At 50.4% G+C, this 19,903-nt stretch carries 20 protein-coding genes; 13 read left to right on the top strand and 7 right to left on the bottom strand.

Features of this window, described 5'->3' with window-relative positions; all coding sequences use genetic code 11:
* Positions 1-8 precede the first annotated feature (8 nt).
* Together tdh and RAC90_RS18145 are read right to left on the bottom strand one after the other, a co-directional pair.
* Positions 9-1,037, bottom strand: a complete 1,029-nt coding sequence (tdh, locus tag RAC90_RS18150) for an L-threonine 3-dehydrogenase (protein WP_375124617.1) — start codon at positions 1,035-1,037, stop codon at positions 9-11.
* Positions 1,038-1,046: 9 nt separating this feature from the next.
* Positions 1,047-2,243: a glycine C-acetyltransferase gene (locus RAC90_RS18145; protein ID WP_033738076.1), complete on the bottom strand. Its 1,197-nt coding sequence runs from the start codon at positions 2,241-2,243 to the stop codon at positions 1,047-1,049.
* A 227-nt stretch (positions 2,244-2,470) separates the two neighbouring features.
* Here RAC90_RS18145 and rfaD point away from each other — a divergent pair, with 227 nt between their 5' ends.
* From rfaD to RAC90_RS18115, 6 genes are read left to right on the top strand one after another with little or no spacing between them, the layout of a single operon-like run.
* The gene (rfaD, locus tag RAC90_RS18140; RefSeq protein ID WP_033738074.1) at positions 2,471-3,403 is read left to right on the top strand and encodes an ADP-glyceromanno-heptose 6-epimerase; all 933 of its coding nucleotides are present in this window, start codon (positions 2,471-2,473) and stop codon (positions 3,401-3,403) included.
* 16 nt (positions 3,404-3,419) lie between these two features.
* Positions 3,420-4,478 carry an ADP-heptose--LPS heptosyltransferase RfaF gene (gene rfaF / locus RAC90_RS18135; protein ID WP_054686810.1) on the top strand — a complete coding sequence of 353 codons (1,059 nt, stop codon included), beginning with the start codon at positions 3,420-3,422 and terminating at the stop codon, positions 4,476-4,478.
* Positions 4,466-5,434: a lipopolysaccharide heptosyltransferase RfaC gene (gene rfaC / locus RAC90_RS18130; protein WP_054632875.1), complete on the top strand. Its 969-nt coding sequence runs from the start codon at positions 4,466-4,468 to the stop codon at positions 5,432-5,434. Before rfaF ends, rfaC begins: the two co-directional genes overlap by 13 nt.
* Positions 5,431-6,600 carry a glycosyltransferase gene (locus RAC90_RS18125; protein ID WP_054632874.1) on the top strand — a complete coding sequence of 390 codons (1,170 nt, stop codon included), beginning with the start codon at positions 5,431-5,433 and terminating at the stop codon, positions 6,598-6,600. Before rfaC ends, RAC90_RS18125 begins: the two co-directional genes overlap by 4 nt.
* Positions 6,597-7,853 (top strand): O-antigen ligase family protein, encoded by a 1,257-nt coding sequence (locus tag RAC90_RS18120; RefSeq protein WP_375124616.1) that lies wholly within the window; start codon positions 6,597-6,599, stop codon positions 7,851-7,853. Before RAC90_RS18125 ends, RAC90_RS18120 begins: the two co-directional genes overlap by 4 nt.
* Complete coding sequence (locus RAC90_RS18115) at positions 7,850-8,818, top strand: glycosyltransferase family 2 protein (RefSeq protein ID WP_375124615.1); 969 nt, start codon at positions 7,850-7,852, stop codon at positions 8,816-8,818. The genes RAC90_RS18120 and RAC90_RS18115 overlap by 4 nt, the downstream gene beginning before the upstream one ends.
* A gap of 22 nt (positions 8,819-8,840) precedes the next feature.
* On the opposite strand, the gene RAC90_RS18110 is transcribed toward RAC90_RS18115, so the two are convergent.
* Positions 8,841-9,812 (bottom strand): polysaccharide deacetylase family protein, encoded by a 972-nt coding sequence (locus tag RAC90_RS18110; RefSeq protein WP_054632871.1) that lies wholly within the window; start codon positions 9,810-9,812, stop codon positions 8,841-8,843.
* A 320-nt stretch (positions 9,813-10,132) separates the two neighbouring features.
* On the opposite strand from RAC90_RS18110, the gene RAC90_RS18105 reads away from it, so the two are divergent.
* Positions 10,133-11,218 (top strand): glycosyltransferase, encoded by a 1,086-nt coding sequence (locus RAC90_RS18105; protein WP_375124628.1) that lies wholly within the window; start codon positions 10,133-10,135, stop codon positions 11,216-11,218.
* A gap of 103 nt (positions 11,219-11,321) precedes the next feature.
* Here RAC90_RS18105 and RAC90_RS18100 read toward each other — a convergent pair whose 3' ends face one another.
* Complete coding sequence (locus RAC90_RS18100; protein WP_375124614.1) at positions 11,322-12,404, bottom strand: glycosyltransferase family 9 protein; 1,083 nt, start codon at positions 12,402-12,404, stop codon at positions 11,322-11,324.
* Positions 12,405-12,568: 164 nt separating this feature from the next.
* On the opposite strand from RAC90_RS18100, the gene RAC90_RS18095 reads away from it, so the two are divergent.
* The 6 genes from RAC90_RS18095 (at position 12,569) to coaD (ending at position 18,469) form a co-directional block, all read left to right on the top strand.
* On the top strand, positions 12,569-13,570 hold the full coding sequence (locus tag RAC90_RS18095) for a glycosyltransferase (RefSeq protein ID WP_375124613.1): 1,002 nt from the start codon (positions 12,569-12,571) through the stop codon (positions 13,568-13,570).
* A gap of 73 nt (positions 13,571-13,643) precedes the next feature.
* Complete coding sequence (rfaQ, locus tag RAC90_RS18090) at positions 13,644-14,720, top strand: putative lipopolysaccharide heptosyltransferase III (RefSeq protein WP_375124612.1); 1,077 nt, start codon at positions 13,644-13,646, stop codon at positions 14,718-14,720.
* Positions 14,713-15,849 (top strand): glycosyltransferase family 4 protein, encoded by a 1,137-nt coding sequence (locus tag RAC90_RS18085; RefSeq protein ID WP_375124611.1) that lies wholly within the window; start codon positions 14,713-14,715, stop codon positions 15,847-15,849. Before rfaQ ends, RAC90_RS18085 begins: the two co-directional genes overlap by 8 nt.
* Before the next feature lie 90 nt (positions 15,850-15,939).
* Complete coding sequence (gene waaA / locus RAC90_RS18080) at positions 15,940-17,214, top strand: lipid IV(A) 3-deoxy-D-manno-octulosonic acid transferase (protein ID WP_039342468.1); 1,275 nt, start codon at positions 15,940-15,942, stop codon at positions 17,212-17,214.
* Positions 17,214-17,993, top strand: coding sequence for a glycosyltransferase family 2 protein (locus tag RAC90_RS18075; RefSeq protein ID WP_375124610.1), 780 nt, complete (start codon positions 17,214-17,216; stop codon positions 17,991-17,993). Before waaA ends, RAC90_RS18075 begins: the two co-directional genes overlap by 1 nt.
* The gene (gene coaD, locus RAC90_RS18070) at positions 17,990-18,469 is read left to right on the top strand and encodes a pantetheine-phosphate adenylyltransferase (RefSeq protein WP_006121252.1); all 480 of its coding nucleotides are present in this window, start codon (positions 17,990-17,992) and stop codon (positions 18,467-18,469) included. The genes RAC90_RS18075 and coaD overlap by 4 nt, the downstream gene beginning before the upstream one ends.
* Here the strand turns inward: coaD and mutM are convergent.
* From mutM to rpmB, 3 genes are all read right to left on the bottom strand, one after another.
* The gene (gene mutM / locus RAC90_RS18065) at positions 18,466-19,275 is read right to left on the bottom strand and encodes a bifunctional DNA-formamidopyrimidine glycosylase/DNA-(apurinic or apyrimidinic site) lyase (RefSeq protein ID WP_006121251.1); all 810 of its coding nucleotides are present in this window, start codon (positions 19,273-19,275) and stop codon (positions 18,466-18,468) included. The genes coaD and mutM overlap by 4 nt on opposite strands.
* Before the next feature lie 69 nt (positions 19,276-19,344).
* Positions 19,345-19,512, bottom strand: coding sequence for a 50S ribosomal protein L33 (rpmG, locus tag RAC90_RS18060; protein ID WP_001051798.1), 168 nt, complete (start codon positions 19,510-19,512; stop codon positions 19,345-19,347).
* Between the two features lie 20 nt (positions 19,513-19,532).
* Positions 19,533-19,769, bottom strand: coding sequence for a 50S ribosomal protein L28 (rpmB, locus tag RAC90_RS18055; RefSeq protein ID WP_006121249.1), 237 nt, complete (start codon positions 19,767-19,769; stop codon positions 19,533-19,535).
* Between the last annotated feature and the right edge of the window lie 134 nt (positions 19,770-19,903).

Here is a 19,903-nt window from a genome sequence, read left to right as displayed (position 1 = left end):
GGGCAACATTACGTCCAGCTCAGAATCACCTTTCCTGATTGCCCCGACCGCATATCATCAAAACCTCGCTGAAAGTCATCTATATCGTAGCGATGTGTAATGATCGGGGTGAGATCCAGACCTGACTGTATCAGTGCGGCCATCTTGTACCAGGTTTCAAACATCTCCCGCCCGTAAATGCCCTTAATAAACAGCCCTTTAAAAATCACCTGATTCCAGTCGATGGCCATTTCACCGGGCGGAATGCCCAGTAAGGCGATACGACCGCCGTGATTCATGACGTCAAGCAGGGTCCGAAAAGCAGGCGGTGCGCCCGACATTTCTAAGCCCACATCAAAGCCCTCTCGCATATCGAGCGTATGCATGACCTCACGCAAGTCCTGTTTCGCCACGTTGACCGCACAGGTCACGCCCATTTTACGGGCCAGTTCAAGGCGATAATCATTAATGTCTGTGATGACGACATTTCGTGCACCCACATGACGACATACCGCCGCCGCCATGATTCCAATCGGCCCAGCCCCAGAAATCAGAACGTCTTCTCCCACCAGATCGAAGGACAAAACGGTATGAACTGCGTTGCCAAACGGGTCAAAAATCGACGCCAGTTCGTCTGAAATATTGTCGGGAATTTTGAAGGCATTAAAGGCAGGGATCACCAGATATTCAGCAAAGCATCCCTGCCGGTTGACACCTACACCTTGCGTATTGCGGCATAAATGTGTCCGCCCTGCCCGGCAGTTACGGCAGTGCCCGCAGGTAATGTGGCCTTCACCCGAAACGCGATCGCCAATCTGAAACCCTTTCACTTCCTGCCCCACAGCCACCACTTCGCCTACATATTCATGGCCAACAATCATGGGCACGGGGATCGTTTTACGGGACCAGTCGTCCCAGTTGTAAATATGTACATCGGTGCCGCAGATCGCGGTTTTGCGGATTTTGATCAGCAAATCGTTGTGGCCAGGCTCCGGAATGGGCGCATCGTTAACCATCCAGATACCCTGCTCTTTTTTCAGTTTCGCAAGTGCTTTCATGGTCTGTCCTCAGGCGATCACGCCAAGTTGCTTACCAATCCGCGTGAAAGCGGCCACAGCGGTATCGAGCTGCTGCTGGCTGTGCGCGGCTGAAATTTGTGTGCGAATACGTGCCTGACCTTTTGGCACTACCGGATAGAAAAATCCGGTCACATAAATCCCCTCCTGCTGAAGCAGATGCGCAAACGCCTGCGCTACGCTGGCTTCGCCCAGCATGACCGGAATGATGGCGTGATCGGCCCCCGCCAGCGTAAAGCCCGCTGCCGTCATTTTTTCGCGGAACAGGCGTGCGTTTTCCCAGAGGCGCTGACGCAGTCCGTCGCCTTCGCTTAACAGATCCAGAACGCGCAATGAGGCAGCCACGATTGCGGGTGCCAGTGAATTAGAGAACAGATAAGGTCTTGAACGCTGACGTAGCCATTCTATAACCTCGGTTTTGGCTGCCGTATAGCCACCGGAAGCACCCCCCAGCGCCTTACCCAGGGTGCCGGTGATGATGTCTACCCGCCCCATGACATCACAATACTCATGCGTTCCCCGCCCTGCCTTTCCCACAAAACCCACCGCATGGGAATCATCGACCATGACCAGGGCAGAGTATTCGTCTGCCAAATCGCAAATGCCTTTCAGATTGGCAATTACGCCATCCATAGAGAAGACGCCATCGGTTGCAATCATAATGGTCTTTGCGCCGTTATCTTTGGCTTCCTGCAGGCGGGCACGTAACTCGGTCATGTCATTATTGGCGTAACGGTAGCGTTGTGCTTTACACAGACGCACACCATCAATAATCGACGCGTGATTAAGTGCGTCAGAAATGATGGCATCCTCAGCCCCCAGCAGTGTTTCAAATAATCCGCCATTCGCATCGAAGCAGGAGGAGTAAAGTATGGCGTCTTCCATACCCAGAAAATCAGCCAGTTTTCTTTCCAGTTGTTTGTGCTTATCCTGCGTACCACAGATAAAGCGCACCGATGCCATCCCAAAACCGTGCGAATCCATTCCCTCTTTCGCGGCCTGAATCAAAGCAGGATGGTTAGCCAGCCCAAGGTAATTATTTGCACAGAAATTAATGACAGCGTGATGATGCCCAACGTCGATTTCAGCCTGCTGCGCGGAAGTGATAATACGTTCTTTTTTGAACAGCCCTTCTTGCTGGGCGATAGCCAGTTGCTGACGAATATGCTGATAAAAATGCGCTGACATTATTACACTCCTGAAAAGGTAGGAAGGGGCAAATACGACTGAACATATCGCCTTTTAACGCCTAATCGACCAAAATAATGTTAATTATGTAGCACAGTTCACGTCACAGGCATTTTGGGCCCTGACCTTACGGAGTCATCTGGCTGTCTGTGGCGGGATGAAATGTTATGATGGTGACATTACGCGTGAGACGTCCCGTTTCACCACAAAACGTTAAAGGTAGCAATATGATTATCGTAACCGGTGGCGCAGGTATGATCGGCAGCAATATCGTTAAGACGCTGAACGATCGTGGCCATACAGATATTCTGGTCGTAGATAATCTGAAAGATGGCACCAAGTTCGTGAATCTTGCCGATCTGGACATCACAGATTACATGGATAAAGAAGAGTTCTTAACCTACATCATGTCGGGTGAAGATCTGGGTCCGATTGAAGCGGTGTTCCATGAAGGTGCCTGCTCAGCCACAACGGAGTGGGATGGTAAGTACATGATGGATAATAACTATCAGTACTCAAAAGACCTGCTGCACTTTTGCCTTGAGCGTGAAATCCCCTTCCTGTATGCCTCTTCGGCAGCCACCTATGGTGGACGCAATGAGAATTTCATCGAAGAGCGTCAGTACGAGCAGCCGCTAAACGTTTACGGCTACTCAAAAATGCTGTTTGACCACTATGTACGCCAGATTCTGCCAGAAGCAACGTCACCAGTCTGTGGTTTCCGTTACTTCAACGTTTACGGACCGCGCGAAGGCCACAAAGGCAGTATGGCAAGCGTTGCCTTCCATCTGAATACGCAGATCAGTAATGACGAAAATCCAAAACTGTTCGAGGGCAGCGACAGCTTTAAACGCGATTTTATTCATGTTGATGATGTTGTGTCAGTCAATCTGTGGTGCTGGGAGAACGGCATTTCCGGGATTTATAACTGCGGCACAGGCCGCGCCGAATCGTTCCAGGAAGTTGCGGACGCCGTGCTTAATTTCCATCAGAAAGGTGAAATTGAATACATTCCTTTCCCGGAAAAACTGAAAGGCCGTTATCAGGCTTATACCCAGGCTGATCTGACGAAACTGCGTGAGGCAGGCTACGACAAGCCTTTTAAAACAGTGGCACAGGGCGTGTCTGAATATATGGCCTGGTTAAACCGCAACGTCTAAGGAACGGATACCGGTAATGAAAATTCTGGTGATCGGCCCGTCGTGGGTCGGCGATATGATGATGTCGCAAAGTCTCTATCGTACGCTCAAGGCCGAACATCCTGATGCGGTGATTGATGTGATGGCGCCTGAATGGTGCCGTCCTTTACTTTCCCGAATGCCTGAGGTGAATCAGGCGCTGGCCATGCCACTCGGCCATGGTGCGCTGGCGATAGGCGAGCGCCGCCGTTTGGGTAAATCACTGCGCGATCAGGGTTATGATCGCGCTTACGTGTTGCCCAACTCATTCAAATCGGCATTGGTGCCCTTTTTTGCGGGTATTCCTCGCCGCGTCGGCTGGCGCGGAGAAATGCGCTATGGTCTGTTGAATGATGTGCGGGTACTGGATAAGGCCGCGTTTCCTTTAATGGTAGAGCGTTATGTTGCGCTGGCCTATGACACGCCTTTCCGTTCAGCCCGTCAACTGCCACAACCCTTGCTGAAACCGCAGTTACAGGTCAGCGAAGCGGAAAAAAGCGTAATGGCTGCGCAGTTTCAACTTTCCTCTGAGCGCCCGGCTATTGGCTTTTGCCCCGGGGCCGAATTTGGTCCGGCAAAACGCTGGCCGCATTTTCACTACGCCGCACTGGCAGAACAGTTAATTCGCGAAGGGTTTCAGATCCTGCTGTTCGGTTCAGTAAAAGATGGCCCCACTGGCGAAGAAATCATCGCGTCGCTGCCCGAGACAAGTCGTGAGCATTGCCGCAATCTGGCAGGTCAAACCCAGCTGGAACAGGCTGTCATTCTGCTGGCCCAGTGCCGGGCGGTAGTGAGCAATGACTCTGGTCTTATGCACATTGCCGCCGCGTTGAACCGCCCACTGGTGGCTTTATATGGTCCCAGTAGCCCGGACTTCACCCCGCCGCTGTCGGATCAGGCGCGTATCATCCGTTTAATCAGCGGTTACCATCGCGTCCGTAAAGGGGATGCTGAGCAGGGCTACCATCAAAGCCTGATTGACATCCAGCCTTCACAAGTCCATGAAACATTACGCAGTTTGTTGCGTGAAGCCCAGGAGAGTTCATGCACGTCCTGATTGTTAAAACCTCGTCAATGGGGGATGTGCTCCATACGTTACCTGCCCTGACTGATGCTATGCATGCCCTTCCCGGTATTCGTTTTGATTGGGTTGTAGAAGAAAATTTTGCCCAGATTCCTGCATGGCATCCCGCCGTTGATAAGGTTCTGCCCGTTGCAATCCGTCGCTGGCGTAAGCACTGGTTCGGCAGCGAGCAGCGTGAAGAACGTGTTCGATTTAAACGCGATTTACAGTCTCGCCACTATGATGTGGTGATTGATGCTCAGGGGCTGATTAAGAGTGCCGCACTCGTGACGCGTCTGGCTAAAGGTGTCAAGCACGGTCTGGACAGCCGCAGTGCGCGTGAACCCTTTGCCAGTTGGTGGTACGACAAAAAGCACGAGGTCAGTAAGCAGCAACACGCAGTGGAGAGGACCCGGGAACTGTTCGCGAAAAGCCTGGGTTATGAGAAGCCGCAAACGCAGGGAGACTATGCTATTGCTGGCCATTTCCGCAATGTGGCATTACAGGGTGAAAACGCTTATCTGGTCTTCCTGCATGCCACGACCCGTGATAACAAGCACTGGCCAGAATCCCACTGGCGCGAGTTAATTGAACGGCTCCAGCCGACAGGTTTGCGCGTAAAACTGCCCTGGGGCGCTGAGCATGAGCATCAGCGTGCGATCCGGCTGGCTGAGGGTTTTGAGCATGTAGAGGTATTGCCCAGGCTCACTCTTGAAGCGGTTGCTCAGCAGCTGGCAGGTGCGAAAGCTGTTGTCTCAGTAGACACAGGTTTGAGCCATATGGCAGCAGCACTGGACAGACCCAATATTACGTTATACGGTCCGACCGATCCCGGCTTGATTGGTGGTTACGGACAAAATCAGCATGTTTTGCGTCCTGCAGAGGGCAGCAAATTGGCAGATATTAGCGCTAAGGACGTGGCAGATATGGTTTTTGAGATTACCGCATGAAGAAACTTCATATCATTAATCTCGGCAAAATGGGGGGCGTTGAGCGTCTTTTCCTACAGTACATCAACGATTTTTCTGACGGGCGTGACGATGTTATTTGCATCAGTAACGAGATCGATGATGACATTCGTCGTCACATCCCTCAACAGAAAATCATCTTCGCCAATCGATGGTTAAATAACCTGAAAATAAAAGTCCCACAATTTCTTCGGAAATATTTGCTACAAAAGCGCGTAGAGTCGAGCGATGCCGATGTAATCGTCGTCTGGGATTTGATTCCGGGATTAAGCGCAAAACCTGAGCGGGCAAGTCTGGTTTATTACGATCATGGCTGCTCATGGCGATATCCTAAAAATAAAAAAACGCTGGGCTTTATGGCCATGCTGGATGGTGTCATTTCTGCTTCTTATGCCTCTAATCGCGTGATGCAGCTTCGTTTTAATCTGCCCTGTCCCCATCACGTAGTGATTAACCGCATCATGGTGCCTCAGGGAATCCATTCTGGCATCCGGACGCTAAATAACCCGATCCGTCTCGGCACTGCTGCTCGTCAGGTTAGCCTGAAGGGTATTAGCGTCGCGCTGTTAGCTTTAAAGGAATTACGCCAGCGCGGCCGGAATGTCGTACTGGAAATTGCGGGCAAAGGGCCCGATCATGATGCTTTTGTTGCGCTCGCTAAACGTTTAGATATCAGCGAATTCGTTACTTTCAGCGGTTTTCAGCATGACATTGGTGCATTTTTCAATCGTATTGATATTTATCTCAGCACACCTGTCACTGAACCCTTTGGTCTTTCCTGTATGGAAGCACTCTATTTCGGCGTCCCCGTGATATTCCCGATGATCGATGGCCAACCTGAAGTGGTCAGGCATCAACAATGTGGCCTGGGGTTGATTCCTTCAGTAACGATTGATGAACATGAAAAATTAACAGGAATTCATGTGGATTTCCCTTATAAGATTTACGATCCTGTGCGGGATGTAATGCAAGACGCCAAACTGGTTTCTCATATTGATTGCGCCGATGCCGTTGACGTTTTATCTCAGCATGAAACCTATCAGCAATACAGTGACACAGCAAAAAACTGGACAGCAGAACATTTTGATTATGCGCTGTTTAAGACAGAATTTAACGATGCTTTAATGGACGTTATAAGGAAAAAATGAAAACTGACCATTTAATTATTAAAAAAGAGGCCTTATCTCGCACTATAAACATACTTATTTTTATAGGATGTATCTTTTCCTTTATTACTTCGCCGTTCGGTGGTTCTCTTGGCAGAAATGCGTTTTATCTGACGAGTTATCTCTCTTTTTTAGTGGTCGTTTTCAATCTAAAAACTTATCTCGTTAAAAAACATAACCTAATGTTACCTGGGGCATTTTTTGCTGTTGGGATTATCAGCATAATCTGGACAGTAATGTATAAACAGCCCGGTGATTTTATTAGTCTTTATAGACAGTACCAGTCGACAGGGCGACTGCAGATTGCTGCCGCATTTATTTTACTTGTGACGCTCAATGAAAAAGCAGCCCTGCAAAAAAATACAATCCTTGCTGCCATTCTTTGTGGGCTGGTTGTGAACGGCTATGCGATTTACCAGGGCATTGACATGCATATTCATCGTGTAGAGCTGAATTTCGACAGGGCGACGGTTGCCGCCTATATTATTACGGCAGTTAACCTGGTTTTCATTAAAGCGGTCTTACTCTTAAAATCAAGACACAGAGTCCTACTTTTCCTTGCTGCCTTTACCTTTAGCTATGCTGCGATCGTGCTGACCGGAACGCGGGCCGCGATGCTTGCTTATCCAGTCCTGACCTTAATCATTGTACTAATGAGTACTCACATCATCAGTCGCCGACATAAAATCATTCTGTTCACGCTGGTCCCTGTGATGATTGCGCTAAGTGCAGCCATCTTTCATAACGTTATTGCTTTGCGCATTCAACAATTTAATGAAGATATTGCGCATAAGCATGAGCAAAAAGGTGAAAACTCGATTATTTCGCGCTTAAGTATGCAAACTGTGGCATTTCGGACAGGCTCAGAAGCCATTTGGGGAGAGTCCGCTGAGCAAAGAGCGGAGGAAGCAAAAGCCATTGTGGCAAAAGAACCCGCACTTTATGGCGCGCTTACTTATCTCACGGTTCACATGCATAACGAAGTAATGGAAACCTTTTCGATTAAAGGCATTCTGGGCGTGCTGGCGCTGATTGGCCTGTATTTCTGTTTATTATATAATGCCCTGCTGCCTTATCGTAATCCAGCGTTGTTGGCCGTGACCATTTCGCTCATAACCTATGGTCTGAGCGACGTCATCTTTTTCAGTACTGAAGGCACATTGATCTATTGCCTGGCTGTCATCATGAGTATCTTACTCATAAAAACATCCGATGGATTACAGGAAACGGAATGAGTCAACACCGGGACTGGCTATTAAGCATCATCATCCCTCTATATAATAGTCAACAATATATTCATTCTTGCCTGACGTCGCTGTTCATTCAGGCAGGTGAGGATATCCAGGTCATCATTATCGATGATGGTTCGACAGATGACTCTGCGCTGCGTGTTAAAGAATTGCTGAGCACAAATCCACCCTGTTCAGTTGAATTTATCCAGCAAACTAATCAGGGCGTTTCTGCGGCCCGCAATGCAGGCCTTCAGGAAGCCAAAGGAAAATTCATTACCTTTCTGGATGCTGATGATTTGCTCAGCAGGAACTATCTCTCAATTATCCGGCCGCTATTGTTAGCCGATGTGGATGACCTGATTGATTTTAATTATGCCCGATTTGAGCACAGTATTCCGGAAGCCACAGATGACGAACTGCCCCAACGCATCGCGTACGATTTTTCAGGTCAGGGGTTGAATTGCCTGAATTCACTCTTTACCCGATCCATGTGGCACCTGTGGAATCGCATTTACAGACGCACTTTGCTGGAAGGTGAGCGCTTTGAAGTAGGGAGACGTTACGAGGACGTGATGTTCACTCCCTTTCAATACCTGAAAACACAAAAAATCGCTCATATTGAGAACACCCTCTATTACTACCGTGATAACAACCACAGTATTACGCGGAATGTACGCAAGAGTGATATTCAGGATATGCTGTTCGCGATGAACAAAATGTGCACGATGGCGCAGTCAAATAATGAACTGCGCGATCTTGCGGCGGGCATGATCGTTAATTGCTTTAATGAAGTCAAAAGCATGTCGAAAAAAGTTTATGGCTTTTATCATTATGACAATCAGACTAAACACGCAATCAAGTCTGCGGCACGTATTTGCAAGGGCAGTTGCAAAACAAAAAAATACATGCAAATGCGCTACCCGGAAGTCGACACGTTTTTTTCATGGCTTCGCTACAAAAGCCAATAGCGGGCCTTTAACGTTCCCCCGGTCATGACACCGGGGAATGTTTTTTCTTTAGGGCGTATTCAGTCAGCGTCATGCCCTGAGTGCGTACCTGAAGCCAGCTAAACAGCTGTTCCAAATCATCATACAGACGGTCTATATCAGCGTGGTTTTTGAAGGTCGGGCTCCCGTCTGGCATAAATTCAGACGAATGCAGCATGAACTCAACATAATCATTGCCCTGCGCCAGGGTTTGTTCAACCACCTGTTTCATTTGTGCCAGATTTCCACCCACGGGCCTCAACCAGTTTACCCTTGCTCCTCTTGATTTACCCCGAACATTATCCCAGGCTTTTTTTAGCGTATTTTTCAATGCGCCATGCCGGTACTGAATGCTCATCGGTAATTCTAATAAGGTCGAGTCGCCAGGTTTCGAAATGTCGTTGATATCGACATAATAAGCCTGGTCAGGGAAACCACTGTAATCGGTACCGCCCGTTCCCTGAGGTGCCCCCAACGAATTGCGCCAGTCAACACGTGGTGTGACGGAGCAGTCCACCAGATAACCATGCTCAATTAGTGCGCGTGCGTATATTTCATTAAAGGCCCAGCGACCGGCCCGATGACTGCGCATTTTTGTCTCAAAAGCGGTCTCAAGCAAATCCGTCATACGGGCGACTTTATCCCGCAGGATGTTTTCAGGATATTCAATCAGGTAAGGTTTATAACGCCAGTCATCTTCAGTCAGCGCATAATCAGGAGGACTATACCAGGCGTGCAGATGCATACCGATTTCACCCTGACCCCGTGAAAGAAGGTCACGCCCGAATTCAACATAAGCCGGATCGCTAACCATTTCATAGTTGGTAAGCCAGGTAGGTTTGAACGCGTATTTTTCGCACAGAGACTGAAAACGTGGCAAAAACCGAACATTGTGCGTAGTGACATTGCCACTGCGATTGCGCCAGATATTATCGCCTTCAGTATCCAGGGTGATTAAAAACGCGGGTTTGTCCATAACTTATCCAACAAGCGGTAGAGATCATCCTGCTATGTTACGCAGGGCAACCGACGCAAGCAAAACTATAATTGTCCACAGCGCGATCTTTATCCGTGGTCATCCGCTAAGTGATATCCTAGAATAATGCGTTTAATCAGGATGTCTTCATCGTAAAAATACGGTAGAAGTATGGCGATGTTTTCTTGATATTCAGTGAGATACCTCAGAATAGTCCGGTCCGTTTTTTGGTATCCCTTTTATGACGGGAAATGTCAGCGTTGAGATCATGCATAAATTGTCGGCGTTGATGAGGTGGTAAGTTGTCCAAGCGTATTTTGATGATAATTGATGGGTTACCCGGCGGCGGCGCTGAAAAAGTGGTGCTGACGCTGGCTCAGGGTATGATCAATGAAGGACATCGCGTATCGCTTTTTTCACTGCGGGACGTTTGCGATTATGCCCTTCCGGCAGGGCTTGATTATCAGGTCATTCGCGACACATGTCGTCGCCCCTGGCGGAAGCTCACAGAAACAGCTCGCCGTGCCACTCTGCTGGACAATGCCGTCCGACTCAGCGAGGCCCGGGAGGGCAAATTTGATTTAGTGCTCTCACATCTTCATAAAACTGACCGCATTGTAAGCGCTTCGCGTGCACTTAACGCCCTTAAGACCTGGTACTGCATCCACGGCGTCTTTTCAGCCTCTTATCTGGCGCGCAAATCCGGCTTTTCGTTGTGGCTCAAACGTCAGAAAATCCGTCACGTCTATCGTAATCGCCAGGTGATAGCCGTTTCTCAGTATGCGCTCGATGATCTGAGGACACGCGTTGGCGTGAAACCTTCCCGGACCGGTGTGATTTTCAATCCTTTTGATTTTGATGAAATCAGACAACGCGCATCAGAACCGTGCCCACTCGCAGGCACTGAATTTCTTCTACATGTCGGGCGCTTTCATGAAACTAAACGCCATGACCGTTTGCTGGATGCTTATGCGCGAAGTGGGATTCATGCACCTTTAGTTCTACTGGGTCAAGGCAACGAAGGGACAAAAGAAAAGTTATATCGTCTGGCTCAACAATTGGGTATTTCAGACCGCGTACAATTTGCAGGCTTTCAGTCGAATCCTTATCCCTGGCTACGGCATGCGCGAATGCTGATTTTGAGTTCGGACAGTGAAGGATTCGGCAATGTGCTGATTGAAGCCATGGGCTGTGGAACGCCGGTGGTCAGCACACGATGCCCCGGTGGACCTGCAAGTATTTTAACCGGCGATTTAGCACGCGGTCTTTCTGAAATGAATGCCGCCTCGCTGGCTGAAAAAATGCGTGACATCTACACTAATCCGCCCGATTTAAACCAGGTGGACTTAAGCATCTATAGTCTTTCCACGATTTGTCACCAATATCTGCAGTTAACGGAGACCTGAACCCTCGCGCTCGCCGTTACTTAACTTTTTGTGATCGTTAGCCGTTCTGTCATCGCCTTAACAGATGACAGGAACGGCATGTTCGAGAGGGGCTATGTCTTATTCAGGACGTCTGAAAAAAATCAGGCGAGTCACAGAAGGTTGACCGCCTGTATTCTCCTTTTTGCGAGATCCCCTCGAGTTCTCGCCAGGCGTGGATAACGTATTCAGGGGTGAAATCATTGCTTTCACCAGAAGGTGACTGCAAAATTTTGTATTCACCTGACCACGGATGCCAGCCAAGGGCATCCGTATCACCAAAAAACACGACCTGTTTTTTGTGCAAACCCGCTGCGATATGCATTTGACCGCCGTCACTACACAAAATCTGATCACAGCAATGAAAACCCGCCATCAGGTCACGCACTGACCCTGTAGGATAGGCTGCTATTCGTGGAGAATTAACTAACTGCAGGAGCTTTTCAGCACGCGTGTTATCTCCCATATCCTCAGGCCCCAGCGCACCCTGAGGTGACCAAAACAGTAATACGCGAGCCTTTTCATCCTTTAAGAGGTGATGGATAAACGCAGCATAATTGTCTATTGCCCAGCGGCGCTTTGCACAGCGACTGCTGATATGCACGCCATAAGTCTGACCCTCAACGGGAAACAACGCATGTACACGCGATTCTGCCTCCTCCCGCTCTGACTTTGTCAGATAAACTCTTACGGGGGGAACGTCGGGTAAATGAGCGGTTAACGATGAGAGGTAAGAGTAAGTGTGTTCAACCTGATGATTTCCAGAAAAATCTGCGCTACTGAAACTTCGGGTAAGCCCTTGATTAGGCTGGCCCGCGCCAATGATATTTGTTGCTCCCGCTAAACGTGCGAGACGCAGGCTGTACCTGCAGGGCACCGGATTGGCCAGCAATACCGCATCAAAACGAGTCTGTCTCAACATCCAGAAAATTTTCAAACGATGCCAGTAGACACCCATTGCGCTCTCGTTTTTACTACGGTGTTTGGCTTTTTTATAGACATGTAGCGAATCAATGTGGGGATTATTCAGCACCACATCCTGCGCGACTTTGTTAACCAATAATGTCAGTTTTGCCTCGGGAAAAACCTTTTTAATACCTTCCAGCAGCGGGGTGGTACACACCATATCCCCGATGTTATCGCGCCTGATGACGAGAATATTTTTCATACTGTGCCCAGGTTAAAACAGTCATAGCCGGGCTTTTGATCACCCGCACGCAAAAGTTGCATAAAAAATAATTTCTGCTACTCGTTTATTTGACCCTAAATGCACAAAAAGTTCTGAATGCTTTCGTAATAATGCGGGCAAAGTTCCGCCTAGATTTCACTAAAATGCATAATGCCGTGATACAGAATTCGCCTTTATTGTCCATTATCACGCCGATGTTTAATGCTGGTGCCGGTTTTGAAAGGTTTATCCAGTCTTTACTGGCGCAAACGCTCACATCACTTGAAATCATCATCGTTGATGATGGTTCCACCGATGACTCCGGTAAACAGGCTGACAACTATGCGCAACGCTATCCTCACATTCGGGTCATTCACCAACCAAACGGTGGCGTATCCCGTGCGCGCAATGCTGGCCTGGCAGTGGCTCGCGGCAAGTACGTGACCTTTCCTGATGCTGATGACACCATGAAGCCCGACATGTACCTGACGCTGACAGACATGGCAGAAGCGGATAATCTGGATGTCGCGCAATGTAACGCTGAATGGTTTTTTCCGGCCGACAATGCGATTCAACCGCTAATACCGCTGGAGCGCCTTTCTGGCACGTCAGTTCTCAGCGGCCCAGAGTGGCTTAACATGGCGCTGAAAACACATCGCTATAAGCATGTTGTCTGGCTGGGCATTTATCGCCGTGAACTGATTGAAAAAACAAAGCTGGCGTTCGAACCCGGACTACACCACCAGGACATTCCGTGGACGACAGAACTCATGCTCAATGCGCAGCGCGTGCGCTACACCGACAGACAACTGTACCGTTATCATACGCATGACGCTTCAATCAGTAACCGCAAGCGCACTGGACAGGCCAATGTCGAGTATCAGCGCCATTACCTGAAAATTGCCAGAATGCTGGAAGAGATTAATGCGCGCTACCGCGATAAAGTTAACATATACCCGACGTTCCATTATCAGATAACGCATGAAGCCCTGAGCGTTTGTCACAGTATTCGACGTGAGCCCGATGAGGCTGCGCGTCAGGCGATGATTGCAGATGTGTTCGCGACCGGGACGCACAAACGTATGTTGCGCAATGCACGTGGTATTAAGCAGTGGTATCACCTGCTGCTGTGGCTGGGACGGATTTATTACTGGCGCAGGAAATAAGCGCCGTCACTTGCTTTAACCCCTAAAGGGTTTGCCCTACAATCAGCTCACTGAATTTTGAGAGCATTTGAGTATGACAAGCCCGATTCCAGTCCAGTTTGCACCGAAAAAAATACTGATAATCAAACTGCGTCATCATGGCGACATGCTGCTGACCACGCCTGTCATCAATGCTTTGCATCGGCATTACCCACAGGCCGTGATTGATGTTCTGCTCTATAAAGAAACCCGTCCTATGCTGGAAGCACATCCTGCCATCCGCCATCTGCATGTCATTGACCGCGGCTGGAAAAAGGAAGGTGGCTGGCAAAAATTCCGCCATGAAATGGCGCTGGTCGCTGCCGTCCGCAACTGTCAGTATGACCTGGTCATTAACCTTGCCGATCAGTGGCGCAGCGCCATTATCACCGGTTTATCTGGTGCACCAGTACGTATTGGCTTTGCCTTCACAAAACGTGACAAGGCCATCTGGCGCTGGTGCCACACGCATTTAGTTACCACTGAAAATCATGAGCAATTACATACAGTGGAACAAAATCTGTCCGCACTTTCTCCATTGACTATTCCAGCGGAAGGCATCGGTGCCTCAATGCATTTCAGCCCCGACGATGCGCAAAAAGTGCAGGACAAGCTCCGTCAGCAGCAGGTTGCCGGGGGCTATATTGTTTTACAGCCCACTTCACGCTGGCAGTTTAAATGTTGGGAAGAGGACAAGGTCGCGGCCACCATCGATAAGTTAGCCCAAGCCGATCGCAAAGTGATACTGACGGCAGGCCCCGATGCAAATGAACGGGAGATGGTCGAACGTATTCTGGCACAATGCCATTCCCCTCACGTTATCTCGTTTGCGGGTCAACTCTCTTTACCTCAGTTGGCGGCGCTTATCGCGGGCGCGCAACTCTTTATCGGTGTCGACTCCGCGCCCATGCATATGGCGGCGGCGCTGGATACACCCTGCATCGCCCTTTTCGGACCGACCAAGCTGCAGCACTGGCGTCCGTGGGGAGACAACAATCGGGTGATTTGGGCGGGCGACTATGGATCTCTGCCCCATCCGGATTCTATTGATACCCGGACCGATCAGCGTTATTTATCGGCCATCCCGGTTGAGGATGTCGTGAATGCCGCAAGGAGCTATCTGAATGCGTAAGTTACGTCTGGCCATTGTCCGGCAAAAATATCGTCCTGATGGCGGCGCAGAACGGTTTATCTCACGCGCGCTGGAAGCGCTGGGAAGTGAGCAACTGGATCTCAATATCATTACCCGCAGCTGGCAGGGCAAACCCAACCCAGACTGGCATCTGCACATCTGTAATCCAGGCAAACTGGGGCGGGTTTCACGCGAGCGAGGATTTGCACAGGCTGCGCGGGCCTGCTGGGAGCGGGAGAAGTTTGATATCGTACAAAGCCATGAGCGCATCGCAGGCTGTGATATTTTTCGGGCTGGCGATGGCGTTCACCGTGTCTGGCTTGAGCAACGTGCCCGCATTGTGTCACCACTACAGCGCCTGAGTGCCAGCCTGAGTCCTTACCATCGTTACGTTTTGCGGGCGGAAGCGGACATGTTCCAGTCTCCCTCACTGAAAGCGGTGATCTGCAATTCTGAGATGGTAAAACAAGACATTTTGCGCTGTTTTACGCTGCAGGCAGACAAAATACACGTTATCTACAATGCGATTGATGCCACGCGCTTTCAGCCTGCGACCGAGGCCACGCGCCATGCCATGCGGACCCAACTGAATCTGCCCACCAACGCGACAGTGCTGATTTACGTGGGATCGGGTTTTGAACGCAAAGGCCTGAAAGCGGCCATTGAAGCGCTGGCCAACAGTCATCGTTATCTGATTGTGGTAGGCCAGGACAAACAGGTAAAACGTTATCAGCAGTTGGCTAATCAACTGAACTGCCTTGACCGCTTGCGTTTTGTCGGCGTGCAGCAGGACGTACAGCCTTTCTATCATGCTGCCGATGGTTTGCTGCTGCCGACCTTATATGATCCCTTCCCCAACGTCGTACTGGAGGCGATGGCCTGTGGTTTACCGGTCATTACCAGCACCGGCTGTGGCGGCGCTGAGTTTATTCGCGAAGGCCAGGAAGGATTTGTTCGCGATGCGCTGGATATTAAAGGCCTGAACCAGGCGATAAACGCCCTGTCGAGTCTGACCATCGACGCGCGAATGGGAGAAGCGGCGCGGCGCAGGGTTGAGCCATACAGCCCACAGCACCTGGCGCATTCCCTTACCTCCCTCTATGAGCAGGTGCTGCGTACCCAATCATGATGTGAGATGAGTGATTATGCTGTTTCTGATAATATGCAGTAATCTGACTTTAAACTGCTTTTTTGACGCCAACGTGTCATAACGGTAACTATGACGACCATTTACACCGCATTGCTCTATTTCATTCAGCCACTCATCTGGCTGCGCCTGTGGCTGCGCGGTCGTAAAGCCCCGGCCTATCGCAAACGCTGGGCAGAGCGTTATGGCTACTGCGCCGGAAAAGTGAAGCCGGACGGCATTGTCCTGCATTCGGTTTCTGTGGGGGAAACGCTGGCGGCGGTGCCGTTGGTACGCGCGCTGCGTCATCGCTACCCTACCCTGCCTATTACCGTGACCACCATGACGCCAACCGGTTCGGAGCGCGCGCAGTCCGCCTTTGGCAAAGATGTACACCATGTCTATTTGCCTTACGACTTACCCGGCGCCATTAATCGTTTTCTTGATACGGTGAATCCACGTTTGGTCATCATTATGGAAACGGAGCTGTGGCCTAATATCATCCGTATTCTGCATCAGCGCCATATTCCGCTGGTGATCGCCAATGCTCGCCTGTCAGAACGCTCAGCCAAAGGCTATCGCAAGCTGGGCAAGTTTATGCGCAATCTCCTGCAGAGCATCACGCTGATCGCTGCGCAAAATGCCGAGGATGGTGAGCGTTTTATCCAGCTTGGGCTGAAACGCTCTCACCTGTCGATCACCGGCAGCCTGAAATTCGATATTTCAGTTACTCCCGAGCTGGCGGCACGCGCCGTCACGCTGCGTCGCCAATGGGCTCCGCGCCGTCCGGTCTGGATCGCGACCAGTACACATGAAGGTGAAGAAGCGATTCTGTTGGATACGCATCGCCGTTTACTGGAGACCTTTCCCGATCTGCTGCTGATTTTGGTACCACGCCATCCTGAGCGCTTCAACGATGCGCGCGAACTCACTCAAAAACGTCACTTCAGCTTTACCTTACGCAGTAGCGGAGAGATCCCCTCCAGTTCAACACAGGTTGTCATTGGTGACTCAATGGGCGAACTGATGCTGCTCTACGGTATAGCCGACCTGGCTTTCGTAGGAGGCAGCCTGGTTGAGCGTGGCGGTCATAATCCGCTGGAACCGGCAGCCCATGCTATCCCGGTACTGATGGGCCCGCATACCTGGAACTTCAAAGATATTTGCAGCAAACTGCAGGAGGCACAGGGATTGATCACTGTGACTGACGCGGCGTCGCTGGAAAAAGAAGTGACGAATTTGCTACAGGATGACGACTATCGTCGTTATTACGGTCGCCACGCCGTCGAGGTGCTGCACCAAAATCAGGGTGCGCTGCAGCGCCTGCTACAGTTACTTGAACCTCATTTACCGCCACGGGCTCATTGATGACCACTACGCGCCAACGCCTTTCAGTGGTGATGATTGCCAAAAATGAAGCCGCCTTGCTGCCTGACTGTCTTGCCTCAGTCAGCTGGGCCGATGAAATTATCGTGCTGGATTCCGGAAGTACCGATGACACCCTCTCGCTGGCTCAACAGGCCGGCGCACAGGTTTTTCAGGCAACGGAATGGCAGGGTTATGGAAAACAACGCCAGCGGGCGCAAAGTTTTGCCAGTGGCGATATGATTTTGATGATCGATGCCGACGAGCGCGTGACGCCAGAATTGCGTCAGGCGATTGAACAGGTTCTGGAAGCGCCGCCGGGGCCAACCGTTTACAGCCTCAGTCGTAGCAACCTGTTCCTGGGCCGTTTTATGCGTCACAGCGGCTGGTATCCTGACAGAGTGATGCGTCTGTATCCGCGTACACTGGGTTATAACGATAATCAGGTCCATGAGTCACTCAAGACCGAAGGTGCGCCCGTTAAGGTACTGAAAGGCGATTTACAGCATCTGACCTGCCGTGACCTGATGGTTTTCCAGCGAAAACAACTGGCTTATGCTGAAGCCTGGGCGCAGGAAAGATTCCAGCGTGGAAAAACGTGCAGCCTGTTTTCTGTCTTCAGTCATACAGCGGGTGCCTTTGTAAAAACGCTGCTGCTGCGTGCCGGATTCCTTGATGGCAAACAGGGCTGGCTACTGGCAGTCGTTAATGCCCAGTACACATTCAATAAATATGCAGCGCTTTGGGCGCTAAATAAGACTTCGGCGGAAGGGCGCACATGACGACAAAAGCGATTTATCCTGGCACCTTCGATCCCATTACCCTGGGCCATATTGATATCGTCACTCGTGCAGCACAGATGTTTGATCGGCTTGTTGTGGCGATTGCCGCCAGCCCGAGTAAAAAACCGCTGTTTACGCTGGACGAAAGAGTGGCGCTGGCGCAACAGGCCACTGCACATCTTCCCAATGTTGACGTGGTCGGTTTTAGCGATCTGATGGCAAACTTCGCCCGGGCGCAGCAGGCAAATGTGCTGGTTCGTGGATTACGTGCCGTGTCCGATTTTGAATATGAAATGCAGCTCGCGCGTATGAACCGACACCTGTTGCCAACGCTGGAAAGCGTATTTTTAATGCCTTCAGAAGGCTTTTCTTTTATCTCATCGTCACTGGTCAAAGAAGTGGCGCGGCATGGTGGCGATGTCTCTGCCTTCCTGTCCGCACCTGTCCATCAGGCCTTACTCGCAAAGCTGCCTTAATGCTGGCAGTTGGGGCACCAGTAGGTGCTGCGCTGCCCGTGCTTCCCACTTACAATCGGCGTGCCGCACGCCCTGCAGGGTTCGCCAGCCCGGCCGTAAACCTGCAACTCCTGAGCAAAATAGCCTGGCTTGCCATCGCTTTGTAAAAAGTCACGCAATGTCGTTCCACCCTGCTCGATAGAGCGGAGCAGTACCGCTTTAATAGTGTTAGCCAAAAACGCCGCTTCATCGTGAGACAGGCTCATCGCTGCTCGATCAGGCAGGATCCCTGCCGTAAACAGTGACTCGCTCGCATAGATATTGCCCACGCCCACCACGACTTTATTGTCCATCAACCACTGCTTGATCACCGTTCGCTTACCGCGGGATTTTTCAAACAAATAGTCGCCACTGAACATTTCACTCAGTGGTTCTGGACCTAAATGGGCCAGCACGCTGCTTCCGTCCAGATCGCTGCTCCACAACCAGGCACCAAAACGTCGGGGATCGGTGTAGCGCAGGACCTTCCCGTTGCTCATCACCAGGTCAACATGATCGTGTTTGGCGGCAGGCAATTCTTCGGGCAGAACGCGCAGACTGCCAGACATACCAAGATGGATAATGATCCAGCCGTGTGGCAGCTCAAGCAAAAGGTATTTAGCGCGCCGCTGAACACTCAGTACTGGCTGATCGCTTAATGCGAGGATTTCATTGGATACCGGCCAACGCAAGCGTGCGTTGCGAACGACGGCGTGAAGAATTGTTTGACCAACCAGATGTGGCTCAATGCCGCGTCGGCTGGTTTCTACCTCTGGCAACTCTGGCATAACCTCTCCCCTGCGCATTACACAAACAAAAAACCCGGCCGGAGCCGGGTTTTTAGCAGAACACCAAAATTATTTAATTTTGGCTTCTTTGTAGATCACATGCTGACGTACAACCGGATCGAACTTTTTCAGTTCAAGTTTTTCTGGTTTAGTACGTTTGTTCTTCGTGGTGGTATAGAAGTGACCTGTACCAGCAGAGGAAACCAGCTTGATCTTCTCACGAATACCTTTAGCCATGATTCAGTTCCTTAGTACTCTTAGTACTTCTCACCACGGGCACGCATGTCGGCTAACACCGTATCAATGCCCTTTTTATCAATAATACGCATACCTTTTACAGATACACGCAGAGTAACGAAGCGCTTCTCGCTCTCAACCCAAAAACGGTGTGAGTGCAGGTTCGGAAGGAAACGGCGTTTCGTCGCGTTCATTGCGTGGGAACGGTTGTTACCGGTCACCGGACGCTTTCCAGTTACCTGGCAGACTCGTGACATGTCTATTCTCCAAAAATCAAATCAGCTCGAGCTTTAAAAATTAGGTTTTGGCCGCCTCGTCAGGCTTGCAGCCCGCCAGGCGAGTTCCATGGAACCCGCTAAGCTGGCCTAACCGCCAAACCCGAGATTCTCAA

The sequence above is a fragment of the Pantoea sp. CS_6 genome (genome assembly GCF_041954745.1).
Classification (GTDB): Bacteria; Pseudomonadota; Gammaproteobacteria; order Enterobacterales; family Enterobacteriaceae; genus Pantoea; species Pantoea stewartii.
This window is presented reverse-complemented; position numbering and strand designations above follow the sequence as displayed.